General features: G+C 70.9%; 18 protein-coding genes and 2 pseudogenes. 13 read left to right on the plus strand and 7 right to left on the minus strand.

What is annotated here, in order from left to right:
* Nucleotides 1-710: 710 nt before the first annotated feature.
* The 3 genes from ACFXC1_RS49065 to ACFXC1_RS49075 all read right to left on the minus strand — a co-directional run bounded on the left by ACFXC1_RS49065 (nucleotide 711) and on the right by ACFXC1_RS49075 (nucleotide 4,347).
* Nucleotides 711-2,972, minus strand: coding sequence for a heavy metal translocating P-type ATPase (locus tag ACFXC1_RS49065; RefSeq protein ID WP_381256395.1), 2,262 nt, complete (start codon nucleotides 2,970-2,972; stop codon nucleotides 711-713).
* A gap of 101 nt (nucleotides 2,973-3,073) precedes the next feature.
* Nucleotides 3,074-3,313: a heavy-metal-associated domain-containing protein gene (locus tag ACFXC1_RS49070; RefSeq protein ID WP_381256398.1), complete on the minus strand. Its 240-nt coding sequence runs from the start codon at nucleotides 3,311-3,313 to the stop codon at nucleotides 3,074-3,076.
* An 83-nt stretch (nucleotides 3,314-3,396) separates the two neighbouring features.
* Nucleotides 3,397-4,347, minus strand: a complete 951-nt coding sequence (locus tag ACFXC1_RS49075; RefSeq protein ID WP_381256400.1) for a PrsW family intramembrane metalloprotease — start codon at nucleotides 4,345-4,347, stop codon at nucleotides 3,397-3,399.
* A 61-nt stretch (nucleotides 4,348-4,408) separates the two neighbouring features.
* Between ACFXC1_RS49075 and ACFXC1_RS49080 the strand changes: the two are divergent.
* A pseudogene (locus ACFXC1_RS49080) lies at nucleotides 4,409-4,570 on the plus strand (cation:proton antiporter); the annotation flags it as partial.
* Nucleotides 4,571-4,678: 108 nt separating this feature from the next.
* Here the strand turns inward: ACFXC1_RS49080 and ACFXC1_RS49085 are convergent.
* On the minus strand, nucleotides 4,679-5,338 hold the full coding sequence (locus ACFXC1_RS49085) for a TetR/AcrR family transcriptional regulator (RefSeq protein WP_381256402.1): 660 nt from the start codon (nucleotides 5,336-5,338) through the stop codon (nucleotides 4,679-4,681).
* 169 nt (nucleotides 5,339-5,507) lie between these two features.
* Here ACFXC1_RS49085 and ACFXC1_RS49090 point away from each other — a divergent pair, with 169 nt between their 5' ends.
* Both ACFXC1_RS49090 and ACFXC1_RS49095 read left to right on the plus strand, forming a co-directional pair.
* Nucleotides 5,508-7,769, plus strand: coding sequence for an MMPL family transporter (locus ACFXC1_RS49090; RefSeq protein ID WP_381256405.1), 2,262 nt, complete (start codon nucleotides 5,508-5,510; stop codon nucleotides 7,767-7,769).
* On the plus strand, nucleotides 7,738-8,781 hold the full coding sequence (locus ACFXC1_RS49095; RefSeq protein ID WP_381256408.1) for a zinc-dependent alcohol dehydrogenase family protein: 1,044 nt from the start codon (nucleotides 7,738-7,740) through the stop codon (nucleotides 8,779-8,781). The genes ACFXC1_RS49090 and ACFXC1_RS49095 overlap by 32 nt, the downstream gene beginning before the upstream one ends.
* A gap of 3 nt (nucleotides 8,782-8,784) precedes the next feature.
* Here ACFXC1_RS49095 and ACFXC1_RS49100 read toward each other — a convergent pair whose 3' ends face one another.
* The 3 genes from ACFXC1_RS49100 to ACFXC1_RS49110 all read right to left on the minus strand — a co-directional run bounded on the left by ACFXC1_RS49100 (nucleotide 8,785) and on the right by ACFXC1_RS49110 (nucleotide 11,079).
* Complete coding sequence (locus tag ACFXC1_RS49100) at nucleotides 8,785-9,348, minus strand: GNAT family N-acetyltransferase (RefSeq protein ID WP_381256410.1); 564 nt, start codon at nucleotides 9,346-9,348, stop codon at nucleotides 8,785-8,787.
* Between the two features lie 119 nt (nucleotides 9,349-9,467).
* Complete coding sequence (locus ACFXC1_RS49105) at nucleotides 9,468-9,668, minus strand: helix-turn-helix transcriptional regulator (protein WP_019065707.1); 201 nt, start codon at nucleotides 9,666-9,668, stop codon at nucleotides 9,468-9,470.
* Between the two features lie 463 nt (nucleotides 9,669-10,131).
* Nucleotides 10,132-11,079: an AraC family transcriptional regulator gene (locus tag ACFXC1_RS49110; RefSeq protein ID WP_381256413.1), complete on the minus strand. Its 948-nt coding sequence runs from the start codon at nucleotides 11,077-11,079 to the stop codon at nucleotides 10,132-10,134.
* 189 nt (nucleotides 11,080-11,268) lie between these two features.
* Here ACFXC1_RS49110 and iolC point away from each other — a divergent pair, with 189 nt between their 5' ends.
* From iolC to ACFXC1_RS49160, 10 genes and pseudogenes are all read left to right on the plus strand, one after another.
* Nucleotides 11,269-12,219 carry a 5-dehydro-2-deoxygluconokinase gene (iolC, locus tag ACFXC1_RS49115; protein ID WP_381256415.1) on the plus strand — a complete coding sequence of 317 codons (951 nt, stop codon included), beginning with the start codon at nucleotides 11,269-11,271 and terminating at the stop codon, nucleotides 12,217-12,219.
* A 200-nt stretch (nucleotides 12,220-12,419) separates the two neighbouring features.
* Nucleotides 12,420-13,289: a Cgl0159 family (beta/alpha)8-fold protein gene (locus ACFXC1_RS49120; protein ID WP_463294423.1), complete on the plus strand. Its 870-nt coding sequence runs from the start codon at nucleotides 12,420-12,422 to the stop codon at nucleotides 13,287-13,289.
* 22 nt (nucleotides 13,290-13,311) lie between these two features.
* Nucleotides 13,312-13,509: pseudogene (locus ACFXC1_RS49125) on the plus strand (5-deoxy-glucuronate isomerase); the annotation flags it as partial.
* Between the two features lie 137 nt (nucleotides 13,510-13,646).
* Entirely contained in the window at nucleotides 13,647-15,563 is a 1,917-nt protein-coding gene (gene iolD / locus ACFXC1_RS49130; protein WP_381256420.1) for a 3D-(3,5/4)-trihydroxycyclohexane-1,2-dione acylhydrolase (decyclizing), read from the plus strand.
* Nucleotides 15,564-15,577: 14 nt separating this feature from the next.
* Nucleotides 15,578-17,080 carry a CoA-acylating methylmalonate-semialdehyde dehydrogenase gene (gene mmsA, locus ACFXC1_RS49135; protein WP_381256423.1) on the plus strand — a complete coding sequence of 501 codons (1,503 nt, stop codon included), beginning with the start codon at nucleotides 15,578-15,580 and terminating at the stop codon, nucleotides 17,078-17,080.
* A 207-nt stretch (nucleotides 17,081-17,287) separates the two neighbouring features.
* On the plus strand, nucleotides 17,288-18,691 hold the full coding sequence (locus tag ACFXC1_RS49140; RefSeq protein WP_381256426.1) for an APC family permease: 1,404 nt from the start codon (nucleotides 17,288-17,290) through the stop codon (nucleotides 18,689-18,691).
* A 208-nt stretch (nucleotides 18,692-18,899) separates the two neighbouring features.
* A complete protein-coding gene (locus ACFXC1_RS49145; RefSeq protein ID WP_381256429.1) occupies nucleotides 18,900-21,845 on the plus strand; it encodes an alpha/beta fold hydrolase in 2,946 nt (981 codons plus the stop codon).
* Complete coding sequence (locus ACFXC1_RS49150; RefSeq protein WP_381256431.1) at nucleotides 21,842-22,705, plus strand: ABC transporter permease; 864 nt, start codon at nucleotides 21,842-21,844, stop codon at nucleotides 22,703-22,705. Before ACFXC1_RS49145 ends, ACFXC1_RS49150 begins: the two co-directional genes overlap by 4 nt.
* A gap of 148 nt (nucleotides 22,706-22,853) precedes the next feature.
* Nucleotides 22,854-24,479: a vWA domain-containing protein gene (locus tag ACFXC1_RS49155; protein ID WP_381256433.1), complete on the plus strand. Its 1,626-nt coding sequence runs from the start codon at nucleotides 22,854-22,856 to the stop codon at nucleotides 24,477-24,479.
* Between the two features lie 97 nt (nucleotides 24,480-24,576).
* Nucleotides 24,577-26,508 (plus strand): AMP-dependent synthetase/ligase, encoded by a 1,932-nt coding sequence (locus ACFXC1_RS49160; RefSeq protein ID WP_381256436.1) that lies wholly within the window; start codon nucleotides 24,577-24,579, stop codon nucleotides 26,506-26,508.
* The last annotated feature ends 33 nt before the right edge of the window (nucleotides 26,509-26,541 follow it).

A 26,541-nucleotide genomic window follows, 5' to 3' on the forward strand; every position in this document is an offset into this window, starting at 1 on the left:
GGGGGCCGTGGCGCCTCTGGGCCCGCGTCGGTGTCGAGAGCGCGAACGCGCGGAGGCCCGCAGGGTCGAGCACGGTCGGCCTCTCGACACCGACTTCTGCGCCCCGGAGGCGAACCGAGCCTCAAAAAAAGATGGAAGAAGGCGCCCTGCCGACGGTCCCCCCACGGGCCGGCGTACAGGGCGCCTTCCCATGTCCCGGTGCGGATTCCCCCCACGGGATCCGGCCGGGCGCCTGTGAGAACCAGCGCCTGAATCGCTGTCGTGCCGAAGCTCGGTGAAACTGAGCTTCGTTGAACTGAGCAGAACGAGCAAAACTCCTCGTACTACTCGGTGGAACCAGTGATGTGTGCGATCTGCCGGGACACCGCACGACGGGAGGGCCGCTCAAAGCTCCCCGGTGTACGTGTCCCGGCAACGCATCTCTGAGGAAGTCCCCCAAGACATCCTCAGATGCCAGTTCGCGCCCCCCAAGACGCTTACTGACATCGTCAACTTAGACCTTCGAACCCCTTCGATGGTTACGTTCACATCACTGTGATCTGCGTCTCTTGCATATGTCCGTTAGATGCGCAAGAGCCCCGATGTCGCGGTCGGGACCCCAGCGTAAGGATGATGCGCGAGGCTTGTGAAGAGCTTATGTGAGGCCGTCGTCGGTCTCTAGAGGGACTCTTACTTCAGCTACCCGTAACTCCCGGTAACTTTGCGGAACTTCAGCGAAATGTCCTAAGTCGCAGGCTGTTGGTGACCACGAACACCGAGGAGAAGGCCATCGCGGCCCCCGCGATCATGGGGTTCAGCATGCCCGCGGCGGCCAGCGGAAGTGCCGCCACATTGTATCCAAAAGCCCATACGAGATTGCCCTTGATGGTGCCGAGCGTCCTCCGGGACAGCCGGATCGCGTCCGCGGCCACCCGAAGGTCACCGCGCACCAGGGTCAGATCGCTCGCCTGGATCGCCGCGTCCGTCCCGGTGCCCATCGCGAGCCCCAGGTCGGCGGTGGCGAGCGCGGCGGCGTCGTTGACCCCGTCGCCCACCATCGCGACGGTCCGCCCCTCGCCCTGCAGCCGTCGTACGACGTCGACCTTGTCCTCGGGCAGCACCTCGGCGATGACGTCCCCGGGGGAGATCCCGACGGCGGCGGCCACGGCGTCCGCCACCGCGCGGTTGTCGCCGGTCAGCAGCACCGGGGTGAGCCCGAGCGCCCGCAGCTCGCGCACGGCCTCCGCGCTGGTCTCCTTGACCGCGTCGGCGACCGCGACGACCCCGCGCGCGACTCCGTCCCAGCCGACCACCACGGCCGTACGGCCGCGGCTCTCGGCCTCGGAGGTGGCTCGGGTCAACTCCTCGGGGAGCGTGTCGTAGAGGCGCCCCACGGCCACCTCACGGCCCTCCACGCGCCCGCGTACGCCGCGCCCCGGCACGTTCTCGAAGTGCTCGGCCGACGGCAGCGCTCCCACCCGCTCCTCCGCGCCCGCCGCCACGGCCCGCGCGACGGGGTGCTCGGAGGCGTGCTCCAGGGCGCCCGCGAGCCGCAGGAGCTGGCTTTCGTCGGTGCCCTCGGCGACGTAGACCTCCTGGAGGGTCATACGGCCGGTGGTGATGGTTCCCGTCTTGTCGAGGACGACCGTGTCGACCCGGCGGGTCGACTCCAGGACCTCGGGGCCCTTGATCAGGATGCCCAGTTGGGCGCCGCGACCGGTGCCGACCATGAGGGCGGTCGGGGTGGCCAGGCCCAGCGCGCACGGGCAGGCGATGATCAGCACGGCGACGGCCGCGGTGAACGCGGCGGCCACGTCGCCCGTGACGCCGAGCCACACCCCGAAGGTGCCGAGCGCGATCAGCAGCACCACCGGCACGAAGATCCCGGAGATCCGGTCGGCGAGCCGCTGCACCTCGGCCTTGCCGTTCTGCGCGTCCTCCACCAGCCGCGCCATGCGCGCGAGTTGGGTGTCCGAACCGACCCGGCCCGCCGCTACGACGAGCCGTCCGCCGGCGTTGACGGTCGCGCCGGTGACGGTGTCACCCGGTGCCACGTCCACCGGTACCGACTCGCCGGTCAGCATCGACGCGTCGACCGCCGAGACGCCCTCGACGACGGTGCCGTCGGTCGCGATCTTCTCCCCGGGCCGTACGACGAAACGGTCGCCGACCGCCAACTCGGCCACCGGGACCCGTACTTCACGTCCGTCCCGCAGAACTGCCACGTCCTTGGCGCCCAGTTCGAACAGCGCGCGCAGGGCCGCTCCCGCGCGGCGCTTGGAGCGGGCCTCCAGATAGCGGCCCAGCAGGATCAACGCGACGACTCCGGCGGCGACTTCGAGGTAGATCGTCGAGGCGCCGTCCGTGCGTGACACGGTGAGACGGAACTCGTCGTGCATGCCGGCCATGCCCGCGTCGCCCCAGAACAGCGCCCACAGCGACCAGCCGAACGCGGCCAGCGTGCCGACCGAGACGAGGGTGTCCATGGTGGCCGCGGCGTGCCGGGCGTTGGTGAACGCGGCCCGGTGGAACGGGAGTCCGCCCCAGACGACGACCGGCGCGGCGAGAGTGAGCGCGAGCCACTGCCAGTTGTCGAACTGGAGGGCCGGGACCATCGAGAGCAGCACGACGGGCAGGGCGAGGAGGGCGGAGACGGTCAACCGCTCGCGCAGCGAGGCGAGTTCGGGATCGGCCTCAGGAGCGGACGGTGTCTCAGGCTCCGGCGGCGCGGGTTCCTCGGCGGTGTACCCGGTCTTCACCACGGTCGCGATGAGGTCGGCGACCTGGATGCCCGCCGGGTAGCTGACTTTCGCCTTCTCCGTCGCGTAGTTGACGGTGGCGCTGACGCCGTCCATGCGGTTGAGCTTCTTCTCGACGCGGGCCGCGCAGGAGGCGCAGGTCATCCCGCCGATGAGCAGCTCGACCTCGGCCGCTTCGGGGGCCGGGGCTATACGCGTGTCTGTGGTGGTGCCGATCGTGGTGGTGCTTGTCATGTCCGGACTCCAGACATCGGACCGGACCGCGCGGAGCCAGTATCAGCTGGTCGGCACGGCCCGGTCGGAGAGAACAGAAGTGTGGTGCCGGTGCTGCTGTTTCAGGCCTGGCCGACGAGCTCGAAGCCCGCCTCGTCGACGGCCGCGCGGACGGCCTCGGTGTCGAGCGGGGCGGCGGACACGACGGTGACCTCGCCGGTCGACGCGACGGCCTTCACCGAGCTGACGCCGGGCAGCCCGGAGATCTCGCCGGAGACGGAGCCCTCGCAGTGTCCGCAGCTCATCCCGCTCACCTTGTAGACGGTGGTCACGGAACCCTGGGTGTCGGTCTGGGCGCTCATGTCGTTCTCCTCGTGGAGGCGTGTGGAGGCGGTTGGGGTCGGAGTGGCCCACGGTGGCTCACCCTGGAACCCAGAGTATACCCCTAGGGGGTATTTCTCCAAGAGGGGTCGCGGCGGGCCAGCGACCGCACCCAGCCGATGCCGAGCAGCGCCACGAGCGCCATCCCGCCCACCGAGAACATCGTGAAGAGGTGCTCCTGCTGGGCGGTCGGCCGGGGGATGTACCCCTGGGCGAACAGGTGCCTGTCCAGGCCCGCGCCCGACAACCTGGCCACCAGCCAGATCGCGATGCCGTGCGTCGAGTCCCACAGGGCGTGCAGCACCGAGACGCCGAGATACGTTCCGACGACCGCCCCGGTGAAGCGGAAGCGGCCGTTCAACTGCCGGTAGGAGAGCAGGACCGCGCCCGCGACCGCCGTCCACAGGCCGTGCCCGAAGGGGGCCAGGACCCCGCGCAGGATCTCCGTCTCCAGGAGCGCGCGCAGATCGATGCCCTTGGTGGAGACGGCCGCGTTGAACGCGTAACCGGCGCTCTCCAGGGCCGCGAAACCGAAGCCGACCGTCGCACCGAGCACCAGCCCCGCGCGGATCCCGTGCAGCCGGGGCTGCCGGCGCAGCACGAACATCAGCGCCCCGAGCTTCGCGGCCTCCTCGATCAGCCCGACACCGACGAACATCCCCAGGGAGGGATGCAACAGGTAGTACTCCATCACCGAGGCGCCCAGCACCCCGAGCGTGCCGCCGGTCAGGAAGCAGCCCAGGATCACGCTGACGCCCAGGTCGCGCCCGTGCCGCTCGTACGCCCACAGGACGAAGGTGACCGGCACCAGGAAGCTGCCGAGCAGGATCAGCGTCGGCAGCAGGGTGGTGTTCCTCGTCGCGTACGTGACCAGCGCGGTCAGCGCCCACAGAGCCAGCCCGCCGCCCAGGCAGTGCTTCCACAGGCCGGTGCGGATCTGGGGGTACGTCGGCGGCGGCTGCTGCGGCCCGGGGATACGGGCCCGGGGCGCGCCGGGCGGCGGAGAGTAGGTCACGGCAAATCCCCTCGTACTCCTACAGGGCAGATTTACCGGCACTTTATGGTAGATACGCCTCATGTCGCAGTCCGGGACGCTCGTCCTGATCATGGCCATCGCCCTACTGGCGCCCCTGCGGCCTACGGGATCGGCCGGTGGCTCCCGGTCCCGCCGGTCATCTTCGAGATCCCGCTGGGCATCCTCGTAGGGCCGGACGGACTCGGCTGGGCGGGCGACGGACAGGTGATCGCCAGGACCCTGCACGGCAGCGGCCGGTTCGCCGTACGGCTCGTGGTCCTCCTCCTCGGGGCGGCGGACGCTGCGGCGCTGGTCAGGGCTGAAGGGGCCGTCAGGGGGTCCGGGTCGTGGTGAGGTCCGCGGTGGCCCGGTACTCGGCGAGCAGCGGTTCCAGATAGCGGATCAGGACGTTCTTCAACTCCTGGACGTACGCGTCGCGTTCGCCGCCCTCGTGGGAGAGGACCAGCTCCAGGCCGGCCTTGTAGAGGCCCAGGCACATGCGCGCGGTACGGGTGACGTCGGCGGCGGGGGCGCCGGGCAGGAACGCCGCGATGAGTGCCTCGACCTGGCCGAGCAGGTGCGTGTGCAGCGCGTCGTGCTCCTCGGTGAGCCGGCCGGGGATGTCCGGGCCGTGCGTCAGGGCGAAGAACACCGGGTGCTGGCAGCTGAAGGCGGTGAAACGGTCGACGACGGTGCCGATGGCCTCCTCCAGCGGGGTCGACGGGTCGACCGCGGCGAGCGCCTCGCCGGTGGTCTCCCGCATCTCGTGGATGAGCCGGTCGCCCAGCTCGATCGCGATCGCTTCCTTGTTCGGGAAGAACTGGTAGAGCGTGCCCGGTGAGACGCCGGCCTCACGGGCGATGGCGTTGGTGCTGGAGGCCGTGTAGCCCGTCGTGCAGAAGACATTGGCGGCGGCCTCCAGCAGCTGGGCGATGCGGCGCTCGCCGCGGGCCTGGCGGCGGGGGGCGGCCTTCTCCTGGTCCACGGACACGAGTTATCCCCAGCTCTCCGAACGGCGTTGACAAACACGAGCGGTCACTCGCATTCTGATCCTGGCGAAACGCGAGCGATCTCTCGTGTTTGCCAATTCTATGGCAATGCCGACCCCTGCCACCTGCCTGCGCGGAGGCACGGGTCATGGTGAAGGGGAGCACCGCGAGATGACCGAAGTCAACAGCCCACCGCGCCTCGGAGGGTGGACACGTTTCGTGACCGCCCGCCCCCGGCTGTCGCTGCTCGTGGCCCTGGTGCTCACCGCTCTGGCCGTGGTGGCCGGCAGCGGGGTCGCCGACCGGCTGGGCAGCGGCGGCTGGGAGGACCCGACGGCCCAGTCGACGTACGCGACCAAGGCGCTGGAGCGCGAGTTCCCGGCCTCGCAGCCCAACCTCCTGCTCCTCGTCGACTCGGGCAGCGCCTCGGTGGACGACCCGGCGGTCACCGCCGAGGCCGCCCGCCTCACCGCGCGGCTGACCGGCGAGCGGGGCGTCATAGGCGTCGGCTCCTACTGGCAGACCAAGTCCCCGTCCCTGCGCGCGAAGGACGGACACGAGGCGCTGATCGCCGCCCACCTCACGGGCGACGAGAAGACGACGACCGACACCCTGGACCGCATCGCGCCCGCCCTCCGCGGCACCCACGGCCCGGTGAAGGTCAAGGTCGGCGGCATCGTCGCCGTCCGCCACGAGATGCAGACGACCATCAAGGAGGACCTCGCCCGCGCCGAGATGATCGCCCTGCCGGTGACCCTCCTCCTTCTGGTGATGGTCTTCGGCTCCGCGATCGCCGCCCTGCTCCCGCTCGGCATCGGCATCGTCGCGATCCTCGGGACGAACGCGGTGCTGCGCGGCCTCACGGAGTTCACCGACGTCTCGGTCTTCGCGCTGAACCTCACCACGGCCCTGGGCCTGGGCCTTGCCATCGACTACGCCCTGTTCATCGTCCGCCGCTTCCGCGAGGAACTGTCCACCGGCGCCGAGCCGCTGCCCGCCATCGCCACCACCCTGCGCACGGCCGGCCGCACGGTGCTCTTCTCCGCCCTCACGGTCGCGGTCTCTCTGGCCGCGATGCTCGTCTTCCCGATGTACTTCCTGCGCTCCTTCGCCTACGCGGGCATCGCCGTGGTGCTTCTGGCCGCCGCAGCCGCCCTGATCCTCCTCCCCGCGGCCCTGCTCCTGCTCGGCCACCGCGTCAACTCCCTGGACCTACGGCGCCTGTTCCGCCGAGGCCGCCCGGCGAAGGCCTCAGGAGAAGAAGGAACGGCCTGGGCTCGCACAGCCGGCCTGGTGATGCGCAGGGCCCCCTTCTTCGCCCTTGCCACCACAGCCGTCCTCGTCCTCCTCGGACTGCCCTTCCTGGGCGTCAAGTTCGGCACCGCCGACGACCGCCAACTGCCCTCGGGCGCCGAGTCCCACGTCGTGCAGCAGCACATCCGTGACGGCTTCCCGGGCAACCCCGGCGGCACCCTCGAAGTACTCGCCGAGGGACGGGCGACACCGGCGCAGTACACCGCGTACAAGAGCAGGATCGCCCAACTGCCCGAGGTGGTGCGGGTGGACGGACCCGTGGTCCAGGGCGACTCGGCGTACTTCACCGTGCTCCCCAAGGGCGAGGCGGTCGACACCACGGCCCAGCGCCTGGTCGGCGCCCTGCGCGCCACTGACGCCCCCTTCGCCACCAAGGTGACCGGCACGGCGGCCGTCCTGGTCGACTCCAAGCACGCGATAGCGAGCCGCCTGCCCTGGGCGGCCGGCCTCATCGCCGTGGTCACCCTGCTCCTGGTCTTCCTCCTGACCGGCAGCGTGGTGATCCCCCTCCAGGCCGTACTGCTCAACGCCCTCAGCCTCACCGCGATGTTCGGCGCGGTCGTCTGGGTCTTCCAGGACGGCCACCTCTCCGGCCTCCTCGGCTTCACCAGCACCGGCTCCATAGAGACGACCCTGCCCGTCCTCATGTTCTGCGTCGCCTTCGGACTCTCCATGGACTACGGCGTGTTCCTGCTCTCCCGCATCAAGGAGGAGTACGACCGCACAGGCGACCACAACGAGGCGGTCCGCCACGGCCTCCAGCGCACCGGCGGTCTCATCACGGCGGCAGCGGTGATCCTGGCGGTGGTGATGGTCGCGATCGGCACGTCCCGAGTGACGAACACGAAGATGCTCGGGCTTGGCATCGCGCTCGCGGTCCTGATGGACGCGATGATCGTCCGGAGCCTGCTGGTCCCGGCGGTGATGAGACTGACGGGGAGGGCGACTTGGTGGGCGCCGGGTTGGTTGCGGAAGGTGCATGACCGGTTCGGTCTCAGCGAAGGGGGAGAGAACCCACCTAGGGGCGCAGGGAACGGCGCGACCAGCCACGATGTACCCGCAGACGAAAACGGCGATGGGAGCCTGAATGAAAGCGGTGGTGTTCGAGCAATACGGTGACCCCGCCGAGGTACGAGACGTACCCGACCCCACCCCCGCACCCCACGGAGTGATCGTCGGGGTCCAGGCCACCGGCCTCTGCCGAAGCGACTGGCACGGCTGGCAGGGCCACGACCCCGACATCACACTCCCTCACGTACCGGGCCATGAACTTGCCGGTGTCATCGAGTCGGTAGGCACCCGGGTGGCGAACTGGCACCCCGGCGACCGAGTCACCGTCCCGTTCGTGTGCGCCTGCGGAACCTGCGAGGCATGCGCGGCCGGCGCCCAGCAGGTGTGCGAGCGCCAGACCCAGCCGGGCTTCACGCACTGGGGCTCCTTCGCCCAGTACGTGGCACTGGACCACGCCGACGTGAATCTGGTCGCGATCCCCGACGGAATGTCCTTCGCGACGGCGGCCTCGCTCGGCTGCCGGTTCGCGACGGCGTTCCGCGCGGTGGTGCAGCAGGGCCGGGTCGCCGCGGGGGAGTGGGTCGCGGTGCACGGCTGCGGCGGGGTCGGCCTGTCGGCGGTGATGATCGCGGCGGCCTCGGGCGCGAGAGTCGTCGCCGTCGACATCTCGCCCCAAGCACTGGACCTGGCAAGGAAGTTCGGGGCGGCGGAGTGCGTGGACGGGGCGAACACCCCGGACACGGCGGCTGCGGTCCGCGAGTTGACGGGCGGCGGCGCCCACCTCTCCCTGGACGCCCTGGGCTCACCGGCGACCTGCGCCGCGTCGGTGAACGGCCTGCGCCGCCGGGGCCGACACATCCAGGTGGGCCTGCTCCCCTCTCCCTCCGGTACGACCCCGGTCCCGATGGCCCGCGCGATCGGCCTGGAACTGGAACTCCTCGGCAGCCACGGCATGGCGGCCCACACCTACCCGCCCATGCTGGAACTGGTCCGCTCGGGAGTACTCCGCCCCGACCTCCTGACCACGTCCACGATCACCCTGGCCGAAACCCCGGCAGCCCTCGCGGCGATGGGCACGGCACCGGGAGCGGGGGTGACGGTCATCGAGCCGTGGCGGTGACGGTCATCCAGCCGTGGCGGTGAGGGCGGCCCACTCGTGGTCGAGGATCGCCATGAGCACCTCGTCGACCCACTCCCCGTCCCGCAACCGGACCTCGCGCCGCACGCCTTCGACCACGAACCCGGCCTTCTCGTACACCCGCAGGGCCCGGTGGTTGTGGCCGTAGACCTCCAACTGGATCCGGTGCAGGCCCAGTTGCTCGAAGGCGTGGCCGACGATCAGGCGGGTCGCCTCCGTGCCGATGCCCCGGCCGCGGCCCCGGGGGCCGATGAGGGTGCGGAAGGCGCAGCTGCGGGCGGTGGGATCCCACTCGTGGAGGACGACCTCGCCGAGGAGTTCACCGGTGGCGGGATCGGTGACGGCGAGGTCGAGGCGGTCGGGTTGGTCGTTCCGGGTCGCGTACCAGGAGCGCAGCCGCTCCGGTGTCAGTTCGGTCGACGGCTCGAAGGTGAAGCGGACGATCTCCGGATCCTGGATCAACTGCCGGATGCCGTCGGCGTCGGACTCGGTGAACGGGCGGAGGACGGTCTTCTCGCCGGTGAGGACGGGTTTGACGGAGAGGTTCATCCGGGGATCCTCGGCGGCGGTCGGCCGTGCGGGCAACCGAATTGCCCCGCCCGTCGGCGTAGCCGAAGCGACCGACGCGGTACCGGACACCCGGCACCGCGTCACCACCCCGGCTCGGGTCAGTCGTCCCTGCGCCCCCGGTTGCCGGGGCGGGAGGCCACCCAGGCCCGGACCGTGTCGGCGTACCAGTAGGGCTTGCCGCTCTCCACGTGGTCGGGCGGGGGCAGCAGGCCGTGCTTGCGGTAGGAGCGGACGGTGTCGGGCTGGACCCGGATGTGGGCCGCGATTTCCTTGTACGACCAGAGCCGTCGGTCGGTCATCAGTGCACCTCCCTGCGCGCGCCGCGGCGGCGGCCGGGGGCGGCCGTCGGGGGAGCCGTGCGCTGCGCTGGCGATCACAAAGCCTGTGCCCGGTCAACGACACAGAGTGAGGAACAGGAAGCGCCCGTGAACCGGGTGTGACCCAAGACCCGCGTACACGCGACATGTGTGACATGAAGGGGGCGTTTGTGACGCAAGTGACGCAAAGGCGCACGCGGGCGCGGAGGCGCGGCGCGTTGACACCTGGCTGAAAGGCTGAAACCTGGCGCGACGGGCGGACGGCATCCGCGGCGAAGGCGGGTGACATCCGCGGCGAAGACGGGCGCGCAGCAAGGTGGGCCGGACCCGCTGCGCCGGGCCCGGCCCACCGGCTTCCCCGCATCCCCCGTATCCCCCTCGGACCGGCCGGTCCCCGGAGGCCTGCGCGTCCCCGGAGATCAACCGGCCAGGTGGTCAGCCTGCATCAACGTGACCGGCCGGTCTTGGAGAAATCCGCACCCCGACCGGGAGCGACCAGCAGACTCGTCGCCTCGCCCGTCATCCGGTCCCCGGCCGGCATCCCGGGCTGCGCCACCGGCGGACTCGTCCGGCCCACCATGAACTGGCCCGGCGTGCACCCCGTCATCGCCCTGAACTCGCCGCTCAGATGCGCCTGGTCGTAGAAACCGCACACCGCCGCCGTCTCCGCCTGGCTGCGGCCGGCCGCGAGAAGCCGCCGGGCGCGCTGCAGTCGCAGCACCCGGGCCGCCGCCTTGGGGCCGAGTCCGATCTGCTCCCGGAAACGGTTCTCCAACTGCCGTACGCTCCAGCCCACTTCGTCGGCGAGCCGGGGCACCGGCACGGCGCCCCAGTTCCGCACCAGTTCCGACCAGGCCCGCTCCACCCGCGCCGAACTCGGCGTACCGGCCGCCGACCAGCGGGTGAACACCTCGTCCAGCAGCCCGAACCGGGCGCTCCAGGTCGGCAGCGCGGCGAGCGCGGCGGCCAGTTCACCGATGCCGGTCCAGCGGGAGCCGAGCGCGTGCGGGAGTTCGTCGGGATCCACCACCCGGTCGGCGAGCTCGTGCTGAGCCGTACCGAACAGCGTGAACGCGGCCCACGGCATCAACAGCACCTCGACCCCCGCGAGCCGCCCACTGTGCTCACCGAGCGCGGCAGTGGTCGTAGGCCCGCAGAACACGGACCCGAGCGTGGCCGATTCCCGCCCCGCCCGCGAGATGCGGACAGTCCCCTCGAACCCGAACAGCAGGGTCGCGGCCCCGATCGGCGCCTCCAGCCGGGCCCGGGGCCGTGACAGGGCGAGCCGAATCCCGCGATAACTGATGACGCCGGGGCGGAGTCGGGGATGCGGCGACGCGACCACGGTCTCCCATGACCCACCGGGCCCATGCCCGACACGGATTGCAGACATCCACAGATAGTCCTACGGGACGACAGCGCCCCGATAGGGGCGCGGGGAACTGCGCGACCAGCCCCCACAGGACCCGCACCCGACGGGCAACCGCTTCCACCCGTCTCGTCCGAATGTCTGGACAAAACATTGACAGGGCTCGGCCCCCGGGACTAGAAACCGGGGAGAGCCGAAATAAAGGGGAAGTCGATGGCGTACGACCTGATCACCATGGGGCGGCTAGGGGTGGACCTCTATCCGCTGCAGACGGGCGTGCCGCTGCCTCAGGTGACGACCTTCGGGAAGTTCCTCGGAGGCTCGGCGGCGAACGTCGCGGTCGCCGCCGCCCGGCTGGGCCGCGAGACGGCCCTGGTCTCACGCACCGGCGACGACCCCTTCGGCACCTACCTGCACGAGGCGCTGCGCGACTTCGGCGTCGACGACCGCTGGGTCACGCCGGTCGCGGACTACCCGACGCCGGTCACGTTCTGCGAGATCTTCCCGCCGGACGACTTCCCGCTGTACTTCTACCGGCAGCCCAAGGCCCCGGACCTGGAGATCGACGCCCACGAGCTCGACCTGGACGCGATCCACGAGGCCCGGATCTTCTGGATCACCGGCACGGGCCTGAGCGAGGAGCCCAGCCGCACGGCGACGCTCGCGGCGCTCGCGCACCGCGCCAAGTCCGGTACGACGGTCTTCGACCTCGACTGGCGGCCGATGTTCTGGAAGGACCCGGGCGCGGCCCGCCCCTTCTACGAGGAGGCCCTGCGCCACACCACCGTCGCCGTCGGCAACCTGGACGAGGTGGAGGTCGCCACCGGTGTGCGCGAGCCGCACGCCGCCGCCCGCGCGCTGCTGGACGCCGGTGTCGAACTCGCCGTGGTCAAGCAGGGCCCCAAGGGTGTCCTCGCGGTCAACCGGGACGGCGAGTCGGCCGAGGTGCCGCCGCTGCCCGTGAACGTGCTCAACGGACTCGGCGCGGGTGACGCCTTCGGCGGCTCGCTCTGTCACGGTCTGCTGGCCGGCTGGGACCTGGAGAAGATCATGCGGCACGCCAACGCGGCCGGGGCGATCGTCGCCTCGCGCCTGGAGTGCTCGTCCGCGATGCCCACGGTCGCCGAGGTCGAGGGCGCGATCGCGGCCGGAGCGGTGCTGTGAGGGCCGGCCGCGTGGCGGGCGCGGAGCACGAACGCGAGGGCGGGGACGGAAACAGGGACGGGGACGACGTGACGCACGCGCATGTGGACCATGAGGGCGGCGACGGCCTCACCGGTCACGAAGGCGGCTCCGGCAACTCCGGTCCCGCCGGCAACTCCGGACCCTCCAGTCACGACAGCGGCCCCGGCCCGCGCGTCGACATCTCCGAACTCGTCCGGGTCCGCGCCCGTCACCCCGAGGCGATCGCCGAGGCCGCCGCGCGCCGCGTCCGGCGCCCTCTCCTCAACGACGCCGGCCGGCTGATGATCGTCGCCGCCGACCACCCGGCCCGTGGCGCGCTCGGCGTCGGCGACCGCAAGTTCGCCATGGCCAACCGCGCCGAACTGCTCGAACGCCTCTGCCTGGCGCTGTCCCGCCCCGGCGTCGACGGTGTGCTCGCGACCGCCGACATCCTGGACGACCTGCTCCTCCTCGGCGCCCTCGACGGCAAGGTCGTCATGGGTTCGATGAACCGCGGCGGCCTCCAGGGCGCCAGCTTCGAGCTCGACGACCGCTTCACCGGCCACCGCGCCGAGGACATCGAGCGGCTCCGTTTCGACGCGGGCAAGCTGCTGCTGCGCATCGACTACGACGACCCGGGTTCCCTCACCACCCTGGAGTCCACCGCCCGCGCCATCGACGACATGGCCGCGCGTCGACTCCCGTTGTTCGTGGAGCCGTTCATCAGCCGCCGCACCGACGAGGGCAAGCTGAAGAACGACCTGAGCGCCGAGGCCGTCATCAAGTCCATCGCCATCTCCTCGGGCCTGGGCGGCACTTCGGCCTACACCTGGCTCAAGCTCCCGGTCACCGAGAACCCGGACGACATGGCCCAGGTCATGGAGACCTCGACGCTCCCCGCCGTCCTTCTCGGCGGCGAGGTCGGCGACGACCAGGACGGCGCCTACGAGAAGTGGCGCGGCGCCCTCCAACTCCCCACCGTGCGGGGCCTGGTGGTCGGCCGTTCGCTGCTCTATCCGCCGGACGGAGACGTGGCCGCCGCCGTCGACACCGCCGTAGGCCTGCTGTGAGGGCCGGCTTATGACGGCCGCCGGTGGCGGGCAGCGGATCGTGCTTCCGATCGGCGGTGGATGTACCGTGCGAATTACGGACCAAAGGGTCCAACTCCCGGGCGGGGAAAGTGTGTTCGCCCGGGCCCAGAACGCCTCCGGCGCGGGAGGCCGCTTCGCCCTGGCAGGAGCGAAGTGCGAGCGACGACTCCCCGCTCGCTACGGCCCCGCGCCGGAGGTCTCCAACACGGCTGATCACCCTGCGTGTTGGAGCATGCGCACTGAGGTTCCCGGCCCCGGGCATCGAGTCGGACGGGGCCGCGGAGCCGTACCGGAGTTGCGGATCAGCTTGCACCCGGACCACACGGAGGAACACCGATGACCTCAACGACGAGGCTCACGGTCGCACAGGCGCTCGTACGCTTCCTGTCCGCCCAGTACACCGAACGCGACGGCGTACGACGGCGGTTGATCAGTGCGACCTGGGGCATCTTCGGCCACGGCAACGTGGCCGGGCTCGGCCAGGCGCTCATCGAGTACGCCACCGTGCCCTGCGGGGAGACACCCCCCGCGTCACCGGTCATGCCGTACCACCAGGGCCGTAACGAACAGTCCATGGTGCACGCGGCAGTCGGCTACGCACGGCAGTCGAACCGGCTGTCCGCGCACGCCGTCACGACCTCCATCGGACCCGGCGCCACCAATCTCGTCACCGGTGCCGCGCTCGCCACGATCAACCACCTCCCGGTCCTGCTCCTCCCCGGCGACACCTTCGCCACCCGGGTCGCCGACCCGGTGCTCCAGCAGCTCGAAGTCCCGTACGCGGGCGATGTGTCGGTCAACGACTGCCTGCGCCCGGTGTCGAGGTACTTCGACCGGATCACCCGCCCGGAAGCGCTGATCCCCGCCGCCCTGAACGCGATGCGCGTCCTCGCCGACCCCGTCGAGACCGGGGCCGTAACTCTCGCTCTCCCGCAGGACGTTCAGGCCGAGGCGCACGACTGGCCGGACGAGTTCTTCGCCGAACGTGTCTGGTACGTAAGGCGACCGGCCGCCGACCCGGCCGAACTCGCCGAAGCCGTAAGGGCAGTTCGGGCCGCGAAGCGACCCCTGATCATCGCGGGCGGCGGAGTCCACCACAGCCGGGCCGAGGCCGGTCTCGCCGAGTTCGCGGCGGCCACCGGCATCCCGGTCGCCTCCACCCAGGCCGGCAAGGGCTCCCTGAACCACGACCACCCGCAGGACGTCGGCGGCATCGGCCACACCGGCACCGCGACCGCCGACGAACTCGCCCGCCTGGCCGACCTGGTGATCGGAATCGGCACCCGCTACACCGACTTCACCACCGCCTCCCACACCCTCTTCGAACGCCCCGGCGTCCGCTTCCTCAACCTCAACATCGCCCCGTACGACGGCCACAAGCTCGCCGGACAGCCGCTGATCGCCGACGCCCGCAGCGGACTGGCGGCGCTGGCAAAGGAGTTGGGCCGCCACGGCCACCGGGTCGACGCGTCGTACACCGCCGAGTACCGCGAGGACAAGGAGCGTTGGGAGCAGCGCGTCGACGCCTGCTACGAGGCCGACGAGCCCGACGTACGCCCCACACAGCCCCAAGTCCTGGGCGCACTCGACGAGATCGTCGACGCGTCGGACATCATCGTCAACGCGGCCGGCTCGCTCCCCGGCGATCTGCACAAGCTGTGGCGCACGCGGTCGTACGACCAGTACCACCTGGAGTACGGCTACTCCTGCATGGGCTACGAGATCCCGGCCGCGATCGGTGTGAAGCTGGCCGCGCCGGACCGGCCGGTGTGGGCGCTGGTCGGCGACGGAACGTACCTGATGATGCCGACGGAGATCGTGACCGCCGTGCAGGAGGGCATCGCGATCAAGGTGCTGCTGATACAGAACCACGGGTACGCGTCCATAGGCGGCCTGTCGGAGTCGGTGGGCGCCGAGCGGTTCGGCACCGCGTACCGCCACCGGGCCGAGGACGGCACCTACACCGGCGCCCCGCTGCCCGTCGACCTCGCCGCCAACGCGGCCAGCCTCGGCATGCGCGTGCTGCGCGCGAAGACCGTCCGTGATCTGCGTACGGCGCTCGCCGAGGCGCGGGCCGCGGACACTCCCACTTGTGTCTACGTGGAGACCGAAACCGCAGACACTGTGTCGGGCGCGCCTCCGGCGCAGGCCTGGTGGGATGTTCCTGTGGCCGAGACCGCGGCCCGATCGTCCGCGGTCAAGGCACGAGAGCTGTACGAACGGCACGTCACCACCCGACGCCGCCATCTGTGAAGGAGCAACTGGGCATGACGAAGATCGTCAACCACTGGATCGGCGGCAAGACCGTCGAAGGCGCGTCGGGGAACTACGGGCCGGTCACCGACCCGGCGACCGGCGCGGTCACCACGAAGGTCGCGTTCGCGTCGGTCGACGAGGTCGACGCGGCCGTCGCCGCCGCCAAGGACGCCTACGCGACCTGGGGCACCTCCTCGCTCGCCAGGCGGACCACGATCCTCTTCAAGTTCCGGGCGCTCCTTGAGGCCAACCGGGACGCCATCGCCGAGCTGATCACCGCCGAGCACGGCAAGGTGCACAGCGACGCGCTGGGCGAGGTCGCGCGCGGCCTGGAGATCGTCGACCTGGCGTGCGGGATCACCGTGCAGCTCAAGGGCGAACTCTCCACCGAGGTCGCCAGTCGCGTCGACGTGGCGTCGATCCGCCAGCCGCTGGGTGTCGTGGCCGGCATCACGCCGTTCAACTTCCCCGCCATGGTGCCGATGTGGATGTTCCCGATCGCCATCGCGACCGGCAACACCTTCGTCCTCAAGCCCTCCGAGAAGGACCCGTCGGCGTCCCTGAAGATCGCCGAACTGCTGGCGGAAGCGGGCCTGCCCGACGGCGTCTTCAACGTCGTACACGGTGACAAGGTGGCCGTCGACCGCCTCCTGGAGCACCCGGACGTCAAGGCGGTCTCCTTCGTCGGCTCGACCCCCATCGCCCGCTACATCCACACCACGGCCTCCGCGAACGGCAAGCGCGTCCAGGCCCTCGGCGGCGCCAAGAACCACATGCTGGTCCTCCCCGACGCCGACCTGGACGCGGCGGCCGACGCGGCCGTGTCCGCCGCCTACGGCTCGGCAGGCGAGCGCTGCATGGCCATCTCCGCCGTGGTCGCGGTCGGCTCCATCGGCGACGAGCTGGTGGAGAAGATCCGCGAGCGCGCCGAGAAGATCAAGATCGGCCCCGGCAACGACCCCACGTCCGAGATGGGCCCGCTCATCACCGCCGTCCACCGCGACAAGGTGGCGTCCTACGTCACTGGCGCGGCGGCCGAAGGCGCGGAGGTCGTCCTCGACGGCACCGGCTACACGGTCGAGGGCTTCGAGGACGGCCACTGGATCGGCATCTCCCTCCTCGACAAGGTGCCGACCACCGCGAAGGCCTACACGGACGAGATCTTCGGCCCGGTCCTCTGCGTCCTGCGCGTCGACACCTACGACGAGGGCGTGTCCCTCATCAACAGCTCCCCCTTCGGCAACGGCACCGCGATCTTCACCCGCGACGGCGGCGCCGCCCGCCGCTTCCAGCTGGAGATCGAGGCCGGCATGGTCGGCGTCAACGTCCCGATCCCGGTCCCGGTGGGCTACCACTCGTTCGGTGGCTGGAAGGACTCCCTCTTCGGGGACCACCACATCTACGGCAACGACGGCACGCACTTCTACACCCGTGGCAAGGTCGTCACCACCCGCTGGCCCGACCCGGCCGACGCCCCGACCGGCGTCGACCTGGGCTTCCCGCGCAACCACTGAGCAGTCTTCAGCAGCACCGAGTGGGGCCGTCCGTATCGCGGACGGCCCCATTTTTTCGCTACGACGACTGCGGTAACCGTAGGAACCCGAACCGGGGCCGACGCTGCCCTCGGGCGCCGAATACATCACTTCCGGCAGTCTGGATCAACGAATTCCGTAGGTGAACACCCATTGACGTGATGGTTTCCGTCAATGTTCCATCAGCGCGTGACCGACACCCTCCCCACCGCCGAAGCCGCTGTCCCCGAGGCGACACCCGACAGCTCCCAGCGCCCACGGCAGCTCAAGCGCTCCATCGGCATCGTCGGCGGCACGCTCCTGACACTCTCCTGCGTGACACCGGCCTCCACGCTCTTCGTGGTCGTCCCCGACCTGTTCGGCTCGCTCGGCACCGCGACCGCCCTCACGATCGCGATCGGCTCGGTCCTCTGCATCGCCGTCGCGTTCTGCTACTCGGAGCTGGGCACCCTCATCCCCAGCGCGGGCGGCGAGTACGCGATGGTGTCGACGCTGGCGGGCCGCCTGGCGGGCTGGCTGGTCTTCGTCCTCTCGCTCCTGGTCGTGATGATCGTCCCGCCGGTGATAGCGATGGGCACGGCGGACTACCTGACCCCGATCGTCCACCTGAACCCGTCGATGACCGGCGCGGGCGTGATGCTCCTGGCCACGCTGGCCGGCCTGCTGGACCTGAGGGCCAACGCGTGGATCACCGGCGTCTTCCTGGTCCTGGAGGTCATAGCGGCCGGAGTCGTGGCCCTCCTCGGCTTCACGCACAGCCACCGGGGCCTGGGCAGCCTGACCTCGATGCAGGTCGCGGGCAGCGGCGGCCACACGGACACGGTGACGGCGATGCTGGTGGTCTCCGGCCTGGCGATCGCCCTCTTCGTCACCCAGGGCTTCTCGACGGCGGTCTACCTCTCCGAGGAACTGGAGAACCCGCGCCGCAACGTGGCCCGCACGGTCCTCGCCACCCTCGCGATCTCCACGGTGATCATCCTGGTCCCGGTGGCGGCGATCACGATGGGCGCGTCGGACCTCTCGACCCTGACCGGCGGCGACATCAGCGCGATGGTCACCGCCTGGTCCAACTCGGCGGTCGGCACCTTCGTCAGCCTCTGCGTGGCCCTGGCGATCATCAACGCGGGCATCGTCATGGTCATCCAGAACTCCCGCGTCCTCTTCGCCTCCGCCCGCGACAAGGCCTGGCCCGCCCCGGTCAACACGGTCTTCTCCAAGCTCGGCCGCTTCGGCTCCCCCTGGGTGGCCACCCTCGCCGTAGGCATCCCCGGAGCAGTCCTCTGCTTCGTCAACCTGGACACCCTCTACGGCGTGACGGGTGTGTCGGTGACGGGCATGTACCTGCTGGTCGCGGTAGCCGCGCTCCTGTCCCGCCGAGGCCAGCACAGGCACACACACGCGTGGCGCATGCCCCTGTGGCCCGCGATGCCGATCCTCCTGATCGCGGTCCTGGCGTACATCCTCACGCAGCAGGAGACGAGTTACCTGCTGTGGACAGGGGGCATAGTCGCCGCGGCCACCCTCTACTGGGCGTTCTATTTGCGCCCGCGCCGCGAAACCCGCTGGCTGGTGTCGATCCCGGAGGAGGACTAAGCCCCGAAGGGGCGAGTCCTCCAGGGGCGCGGGGCTGTATCAATTTGCGGCTCCGCCCCGTGGGCGCGACCAGCCACAACGGACCCGCACCCGCCCCCGCATAAGCCTCCCGTGCTACTGGCCGTACACCAAGCGCGGTACACCCCTCACCCCCGGTTCACCCCAGGGTCGCCCCCAACTGTCAGAGACGCCCCGTACCGTTGACGACATGGATCTTCGCCTGCCGCAACGACTACGGCGCCCACGGCAGTGGCTCGCCGCCACGGCCGCCGTAGCCGTGCTCGCCGCCGCCGGCACCTGGACGGCCGTAGCCTCCGACAAACCACCGGAGGTACACCGTGCGGACCGGGTGATGGCGGTCGACGGCGTCAGCCTGGACACCTCGTACTTCACGACCGGCGGAGCCACCCGTCGCCCCGCCGTCCTCCTGGCGCACGGCTTCGGCGGCAGCAAGGACGACGTACGGAAGCAGGCCGAGAGCCTGGCCGGAGACGGCTACGCGGTGCTGACCTGGTCCGCGCGCGGCTTCGGCAAGTCGACCGGCAAGATCGGGCTCAACGACCCGGACGGCGAGGTCAAGGACGTCTCCAAGCTGATCGACTGGCTGGCGAAGCAGCCGGACGTCCAGCTCGACAAGCCCGGCGACCCGCGGGTGGGCGTGGCGGGCGCTTCCTACGGCGGAGCGATCTCCCTGCTGGCCGCCGGTTACGACGACCGCGTCGACGCCATCGCCCCGGCGATCACCTACTGGAACCTCGCCGACTCCCTCTTCCCGAACGGCGTGTTCAAGAAGCTCTGGGCGAGCATCTTCATCAACTCCGGTGGCGGCTGCGCCAATTTCGAGCCGCAGTTGTGCGCGATGTACGACCGGGTCGCCGAGTCGGGCAAGCCGGACGCGGCAGCACGCGCACTCCTCCAGGAGCGCTCCCCGTCCGCTGTCGCCACGCACATCAACGTGCCGACCCTCCTGCTCCAGGGCCAGACCGACTCCCTCTTCCCGCTCGGCCAGGCCGACGCCGCCGCGAAGGCGATCCGCGCCAACGGCGCCCCCGTGGACGTCGACTGGATCGCGGGCGGCCATGACGGCGGTGACATGGAGACGAGTCGCGTCCAGGCCCGCGTGACCTCGTGGTTCGACCGGTACCTGAAGGACGACAAGAACACCGACACCGGCCCGGCCTTCCGCGTCACCCGCACCGGAGGCGTCGACTCGACGGACGGCGCGGCCCTGCTGCGCGGCGCGAGCGGCACCGCCTACCCCGGCCTGGAGAACGACCCGCGCGCGTTCGCCCTGTCCGGCCGCCGCGAGCAGTCCTTCACCAACCCGGCCGGCGCGAGCCCGCCCGCGATCTCCGCCCTGCCCGGCCTCGGCAGCGCGGGCGGCCTGTCCCAGCTGTCCTCCCTGGGCGTCGGCATCTCCCTCGACTTCCCCGGCCAGTACGCGGCGTTCGACTCCAAGCCCCTCACCAAGGGTCTCCGCATCACCGGATCGCCCACGGTCACCGTCCACGTCAAGTCGACGAGCGACGACGCCGTCCTCTTCGGCAAGATCTACGACGTCGGCCCGGGCGGCGCCCAACAGGTGCTCCCCTCCCAGCTGGTGACCCCCCTCAGGGTCGAGGGAGCCAAGGCGGGCAAGGACGTCACGATCACCCTCCCGGCCATCGACTACGACGTCCAGAGCGGCCACCACCTGCGCCTGGTCCTCGCCTCGACGGACCTCGCGTACTCCTCCCCGACGACCCCCGCGACGTACACCGTCACCCTGAAGAGCGACCTCAAGGTGCCCACGGCCCCTGGTGTGACGACCGCTGCGGCGACACTGCCGTCCTGGGTGTGGTGGCTCCCGCTCGCCGGCGCGGCGCTCGCACTGGCACTGCTGCTGACCGGACGCAGGCGTACGGCGTCCACACCCCCCGACCCCGAGCTGGCCGAAGTCCCGCTCCAGATCACCGACTTGAGCAAGCGGTACGCGAAGTCGGCGGACCGGTACGCGGTACGGGACCTGTCCTTCCGCGTGGAGAAGGGTCAGGTGCTCGGCCTGCTGGGCCCGAACGGCGCGGGCAAGACGACCACCCTGCGCATGCTGATGGGCCTGATCAAACCGGACGACGGCGAGATCAGGGTCTTCGGCCACGCGATCCGCCCCGGCGCCCCGGTGCTGTCCCGGGTCGGCGCCTTCGTCGAGGGCGCGGGCTTCCTCCCGCACCTCTCCGGCCGCGAGAACCTGGAGCTGTACTGGCAGGCGACGGGACGGCCCCCGGAGGACGCCCACCTGGAGGAGGCCCTGGAGATCGCGGGCCTCGGTGACGCGCTCGCCCGCGCGGTGCGCACCTACTCCCAGGGCATGCGCCAGCGCCTCGCCATCGCCCAGGCCATGCTGGGCCTCCCCGACCTCCTCATCCTCGACGAACCGACCAACGGCCTCGACCCGCCGCAGATCCGCGAGATGCGCGAGGTGATGATCCGCTACGCGGAGGCCGGCCGTACGGTCATCGTCTCCAGCCACCTCCTCGCGGAGGTCGAGCAGTCCTGCACCCACCTCGTGGTCATGGACCGCGGCCGACTCGTCCAGGCGGGCCCGGTCGCGGAGATCATCGGCTCCGGCGACACCCTGCTCGTCGGCCTGGCCGCCGACATCCCCGACCCGCTGGTCGACAAGATCGCGGCCCTTCCGGACGTGGAGTCGGTAACTCGCGCGGAGGGCGGCCTGCTGCTGCGGCTGGCCTCCGACGACGGCCGGTCCTCCGGTGACCACCCGGTATCCGCCGACCAACTGGCCCCCGGCGACCGCCTGGTGTCCGCCGCCTCCCTGGCGGGCGGCACCGTGGCGGAGGGTGCCGGCCCGGCGGGCGAGGCGCAGGGCGCGACCACCGCCGAGGCGTCCGGCGTCGCACTCGCCGAGCCGGCCACCTCCGCCACGGCCGGTGCCCCCGGCACCGCACTCGACGCGCCGGTGCCCCCGCCCCTCGCGGAGGACCCGGCGACCCCGTCCACCGCACCGAGCCCCTCCTCGGCGCACCCCACCCACGGCTCGCCCACCGCGGCCCGGCTCCTCGTCGAACTCGTACGACTCGAAGTCCCCGTCTCCTCCGTCGGCCCCCACCGCCGACTCGAGGACGCCTTCCTCACCCTGATCGGAGGTTCCGCATGAGCACGCTCGCCGAGCCCGTAGAGGTGGCCTCCGGCTACCGCGCGGGCCGCACCTTGCCCCTCCGGGTCGAGCTGGTCCGGCAGTTGAAGCGGCGCCGCACCCTGGTCATGGGCGGCATCCTCGCCGCGCTGCCCTTCGTCCTGGTGGCCGCCTTCGCGATCGGCGGCACCCCGGGCGAGCGCAACGGCCAGGTGACCCTGATGGACACGGCCACCGCGTCCGGCGCCAACTTCGCCGCGGTGAACCTCTTCGTGTCGGCAGGCTTCCTTCTGGTCGTCCCGGTCGCCCTGTTCTGCGGGGACACGGTCGCCTCGGAGGCCAGCTGGTCGTCCCTGCGCTATCTGCTGGCGGCACCCGTGCCCCGGGCCCGCCTGCTGTGGTCCAAGCTGGTCGTCGGCCTGAGCCTCAGCCTCGGCGCGATGGTCCTGCTCCCGCTCGTCGCACTGGCGGTCGGCACCGCCGCCTACGGCTGGGGCCCACTGGAACTGCCCACCGGCGGCGCGATCGGCTCGGGCACGGCCGCCCAACGCCTGCTTGTGGTGGTGGCGTACATCTTCGTGTCCCAACTGGTCACGGCCGGCCTCGCGTTCTGGCTCTCGACCAAGACCGACGCACCCCTGGGCGCGGTCGGCGGCGCGGTCGGCCTGACCATCGTCGGCAACGTCCTGGACGCCGTCACCGCGCTCGGCCACTGGCGTGACTTCCTGCCGGCGCACTGGCAGTTCGCCTGGGCGGACGCCGTGCAGCCCCATCCCGAGTGGTCCGGCATGATCCAGGGCACGGCGGTCTCCGTTACGTACGCCATCGTGCTGTTCGCCCTGGCCTTCCGGGGTTTCGCCCGCAAGGACATCGTGTCCTAGGTCACCGGAGGATCTCCCACCGGTCTCGACGGGCCTTGATCGCGACCCCTTCGAGACGCTTCCGCAACTCCCCGTAGCGCACGTTCCCGTCCCCTCCGCCGTCACAGTCGCAAGAAGCCGACGTCAACGGACCGAGGGGGCACGGGAGATGGAGACCAGCCACACCGACCGCACACGACCGGCGCAGGAGTACGCCCGCCATCGCACCCGCCACGGCACCCGGCACCTGCGCGCCACCCTGCTCGCCCTCACCGCCGCAGGCGGCCTGCTGCTCACCGGCTGCGGCGCGGGCGAGGGCAGCCACTCCAACACCTCGGACGCGTCCAACCGGACCGGCTTCCCGGCCCCGGCGCCCGCCACCACCTCCGGCGGTGACAACAGCAGCCAACAGGACGGCGAACAGACAAGCACCCCCGCCGACAGGATCGCCCCGTCCCCCGACTACCTCTCCACCTTCGCCCTCGACGTCGACACCGCCTCCTACGGCTACGCCCGCCGCGTCCTCGCCGACGGACAGCTGCCCGACCCGTCGACGATCCGCCCCGAGGAGTTCGTCAACAGCTTCCGGCAGGACTACGACCGCCCCGACGGCAACGGCTTCACGGTCACCGTCGACGGAGCCCGCACCGACAGCGCCAACTGGTCCCTGGTCCGCGTCGGCCTCGCCACCCGCCCCCAGTCTCGACTTCGCTCGACCGGGGAGACCCCCATCGCCGACGACAGCGCCGAACGCCCGCCCGCAGCCCTCACGTTCGTCATCGACGTCTCCGGCTCCATGGCCGAGACGGGCCGCCTGGACCTCGCCAAGAAGTCCCTCGACGAGATGACGGACCGGCTGCGCGACGACGACTCGGTCGCGCTGGTCACCTTCAGCGACGAGGCCGAGACCGTCCTCCCGATGACCCGCCTCGACGGCCACCGCGGCAAAGTCCACCACGCCATCGACGAGTTGGAGACCCAGTCCTCGACCAACCTCGGCGCGGGCGTCGAGACCGGCTACGCCACCGCCACCGAAGGCCTGCGCGAGGGCGCGACCAACCGCGTCGTCCTCATCTCCGACGGCCTCGCCAACACCGGTGACACCAACGCCGATTCGATCCTGGAACGCATCACGAACGAACGCCGCGACCACGGCATCACCCTCTTCGGCGTCGGAGTCGGCAGCGACTACGGCGACGCCCTGATGGAGAAACTCGCCGACAAGGGCGACGGCCACACCGCGTACGTCTCGGACGACGCCGACGCCCGTAAGGTCTTCGTCGACCAACTCCCGCAGAACATCGACCTCACAGCCCGCGACGCCAAGGCCCAGGTCGCCTTCGACCCCGAGACGGTCGCCCAGTTCAACCTCATCGGCTACGAGGACCGCAAGGTCGCCGACGACGACTTCCGCAACGACAACGTCGACGGCGGCGAGGTCGGCCCCGGCCACACCGTGACCGCCCTCTACGCCGTCCGCACCAGGCCGGGCGCCGACGGCCACCTCGCCACGGCCAGTGTCCGCTGGCTCGACCCGAACACCCGCGCCCCGCACGAGGAGTCGGGCCAGCTGGAGACCGACGCCCTGCACGACTCCCTGTCCAGCGCCTCGCCCCGCTTCCAAGTCACCGCCGTGGCCGCCTACTTCGCCGACTCCCTCCGCTCCGGCGACCTGCCAGGCGACCCCGGCCTCGACGAACTCGCCGACCGCGCCCACGCGTTGGCGAAGGAGACGGAGGACAAGGACGTACAGCAACTCGCGGAAGCGATCGACGAGGCAAGCCGGATGAACTGAACCCGGACTCAACCCCACCGGCCCCATTGACCTTCCCCTACTTGCGAGTAAGTTGACGGCCCAGTCACCGTCTCACCGCCGACCGGGAGCAGCCGACATGGGCGTACGCAAGGACCTGAAGAGGGCGCGGCAACGCACCGACCTGGCGGCCCGCACCCGGGTCGAACTCAGCAGGGACGAGCGGGGCGTCGTACGGGAGGCGAGCACCCTGCCGCTCGCCCCGCGCCCGACGACCGGCAGCACCGCCGACCTCCCGTTCACCAACGCGGCGGAGGCACCCGACACCGTGGTCCTCCGCCGCGAACAGAACGGCAGCTGGCACCCCGTTACAGCCGCCGCCTTCGCCCGTGAAGTCACCGCCACCGCAAAGGGGTTGATAGCGGCCGGCCTGGAACCGGGCGGCCGGGTCGCGGTGATGTCACGCACCCGCTACGAGTGGACGGTCCTCGACTTCGCGATCTGGGCGGCCGGCGGCCGGACCGTGCCGATCTACGCGACCTCGTCCGCCGAGCAAGTGGAGTGGATCGTCAGGGACTCGGGCACCCGCTTCGTCGTCACGGAGAACGCCGAGAACACCGACACGGTCATGACGGGCACCGCCCGCCACCCCCAACACCCGCGCATCTGGCAGCTGGACGCGGGCGCCCTGGCCGAACTCGCCACCCTGGGACGGGACATCACCGACGAGGAGGTCACCAAGCGCCGCACCGCGCTCACCCCCGACACGGTCGCGACGATCTGCTACACCTCCGGCACCACCGGCCGCCCCAAGGGCTGTGTCCTCACCCACGCCAACCTGCACGCCGAGGCCGCCAACACCGTCGAGCTGCTGCACCCCCTCTTCACCGAGGTCACCGGCCAGGTCGCCTCGACCCTGCTGTTCCTCCCGCTCGCGCACATCATGGGCCGCACCCTCCAGATCGCCTGTCTGATGGCCCGCATCGAGACCGGCCACTGCCCGAGCATCAAGCCCGACGAACTCCGCCCGGCGCTAAGGGAGTTCAGGCCCACGTTCCTGGTCGGGGTGCCGTACCTCTTCGAGAAGATCCACGACACCGGCCGCGCGACCGCCGAACGGATGGGCCGCGCCGCCTCCTTCGACCGCGCCGACCGTGTCGCGGTCCGCTTCGGCAGGGCGTACCTCGACAGGTTCCTCGGCACCGGCAAGGGCCCGAGCCCCGCCCTCTATGCCGCGTGGGCCCTCTACGACCTGCTGGTCTACCGCCGTATCCGCAGCGAACTCGGCGGCCGGATGCGGTACGCCATCAGTGGCGGCTCCCCGCTCGACCGCGACCTCAACCTCTTCTTCGCCGCGGCCGGAATCATCGTCTACGAGGGCTACGGCCTCACCGAGACGACCGCCGCCGCCACCATCGTCCCGCCCCTGCGGCCCCGCCCCGGTACCGTCGGCCTCCCGGTGCCCGGCACCACGATCCGCATCGCCGACGACGGCGAGGTGCTGATCAAGGGCGGGGTGGTCTTCGGCGCGTACTGGAACAACCCGGCGGCCACCGACGCCGTACTGCGGGACGAGTGGTTCGCGACCGGGGACCTCGGCGCGCTCGACGAGGACGGCTATCTCACCATCACCGGCCGCAAGAAGGACATCCTCGTCACCAACGGCGGCAAGAACGTCTCCCCGGCCGTCCTGGAGGACCGGCTGCGCAGCCGCGCCCCGGTCGGCCAGTGCCTGGTCGTCGGCGACAACCGCCCCTTCGTCGCCGCCCTGATCACCCTCGACCCCGAGGCCCTCGCCCACTGGCTCGCGGTCCGTAAGCTCCCCGCCGACACCCCGCTCGCCGAGCTCGTGCGGAACGCGGACCTGCGCGCCGACGTCCAGAAGGCCGTGGACTACGCCAACCAGGCCGTCTCCCGCGCCGAGTCGATCCGCGCCTTCGCCCTGGTCGAGGGCGAGTTCACCGAGGACAACGGCCTGCTCACCCCGTCCCTGAAACTCAAACGGCATGTGGTGACGGCGGCCTACGCGGACGACATCGAGGCGCTCTACGCGAAGCCGAAACAGCCGTAGAGGCCGTAGAAACAAGAGAAGCGGGCCGCCGAG

The organism is Streptomyces hokutonensis (assembly GCF_042751305.1).
GTDB lineage: Bacteria > Actinomycetota > Actinomycetes > Streptomycetales > Streptomycetaceae > Streptomyces > Streptomyces hokutonensis_A.

Bases quoted from the DNA above. Each gene is read 5' to 3' on its own strand.
- ACFXC1_RS49065 (WP_381256395.1), bottom strand. From the start codon at position 2,972: ATGACAAGCACCACCACGATCGGCACCACCACAGACACGCGTATAGCC.
- ACFXC1_RS49070 (WP_381256398.1), bottom strand. From the start codon at position 3,313: ATGAGCGCCCAGACCGACACCCAGGGTTCCGTGACCACCGTCTACAAG.
- ACFXC1_RS49090 (WP_381256405.1), top strand. From the start codon at position 5,508: ATGACCGAAGTCAACAGCCCACCGCGCCTCGGAGGGTGGACACGTTTC.
- ACFXC1_RS49095 (WP_381256408.1), top strand. From the start codon at position 7,738: ATGAAAGCGGTGGTGTTCGAGCAATACGGTGACCCCGCCGAGGTACGA.
- ACFXC1_RS49100 (WP_381256410.1), bottom strand. From the start codon at position 9,348: ATGAACCTCTCCGTCAAACCCGTCCTCACCGGCGAGAAGACCGTCCTC.
- ACFXC1_RS49105 (WP_019065707.1), bottom strand. From the start codon at position 9,668: ATGACCGACCGACGGCTCTGGTCGTACAAGGAAATCGCGGCCCACATC.
- ACFXC1_RS49110 (WP_381256413.1), bottom strand. From the start codon at position 11,079: ATGTCTGCAATCCGTGTCGGGCATGGGCCCGGTGGGTCATGGGAGACC.
- iolC (WP_381256415.1), top strand. From the start codon at position 11,269: ATGGCGTACGACCTGATCACCATGGGGCGGCTAGGGGTGGACCTCTAT.
- iolD (WP_381256420.1), top strand. From the start codon at position 13,647: ATGACCTCAACGACGAGGCTCACGGTCGCACAGGCGCTCGTACGCTTC.
- mmsA (WP_381256423.1), top strand. From the start codon at position 15,578: ATGACGAAGATCGTCAACCACTGGATCGGCGGCAAGACCGTCGAAGGC.
- ACFXC1_RS49145 (WP_381256429.1), top strand. From the start codon at position 18,900: ATGGATCTTCGCCTGCCGCAACGACTACGGCGCCCACGGCAGTGGCTC.
- ACFXC1_RS49150 (WP_381256431.1), top strand. From the start codon at position 21,842: ATGAGCACGCTCGCCGAGCCCGTAGAGGTGGCCTCCGGCTACCGCGCG.
- ACFXC1_RS49155 (WP_381256433.1), top strand. From the start codon at position 22,854: ATGGAGACCAGCCACACCGACCGCACACGACCGGCGCAGGAGTACGCC.
- ACFXC1_RS49160 (WP_381256436.1), top strand. From the start codon at position 24,577: ATGGGCGTACGCAAGGACCTGAAGAGGGCGCGGCAACGCACCGACCTG.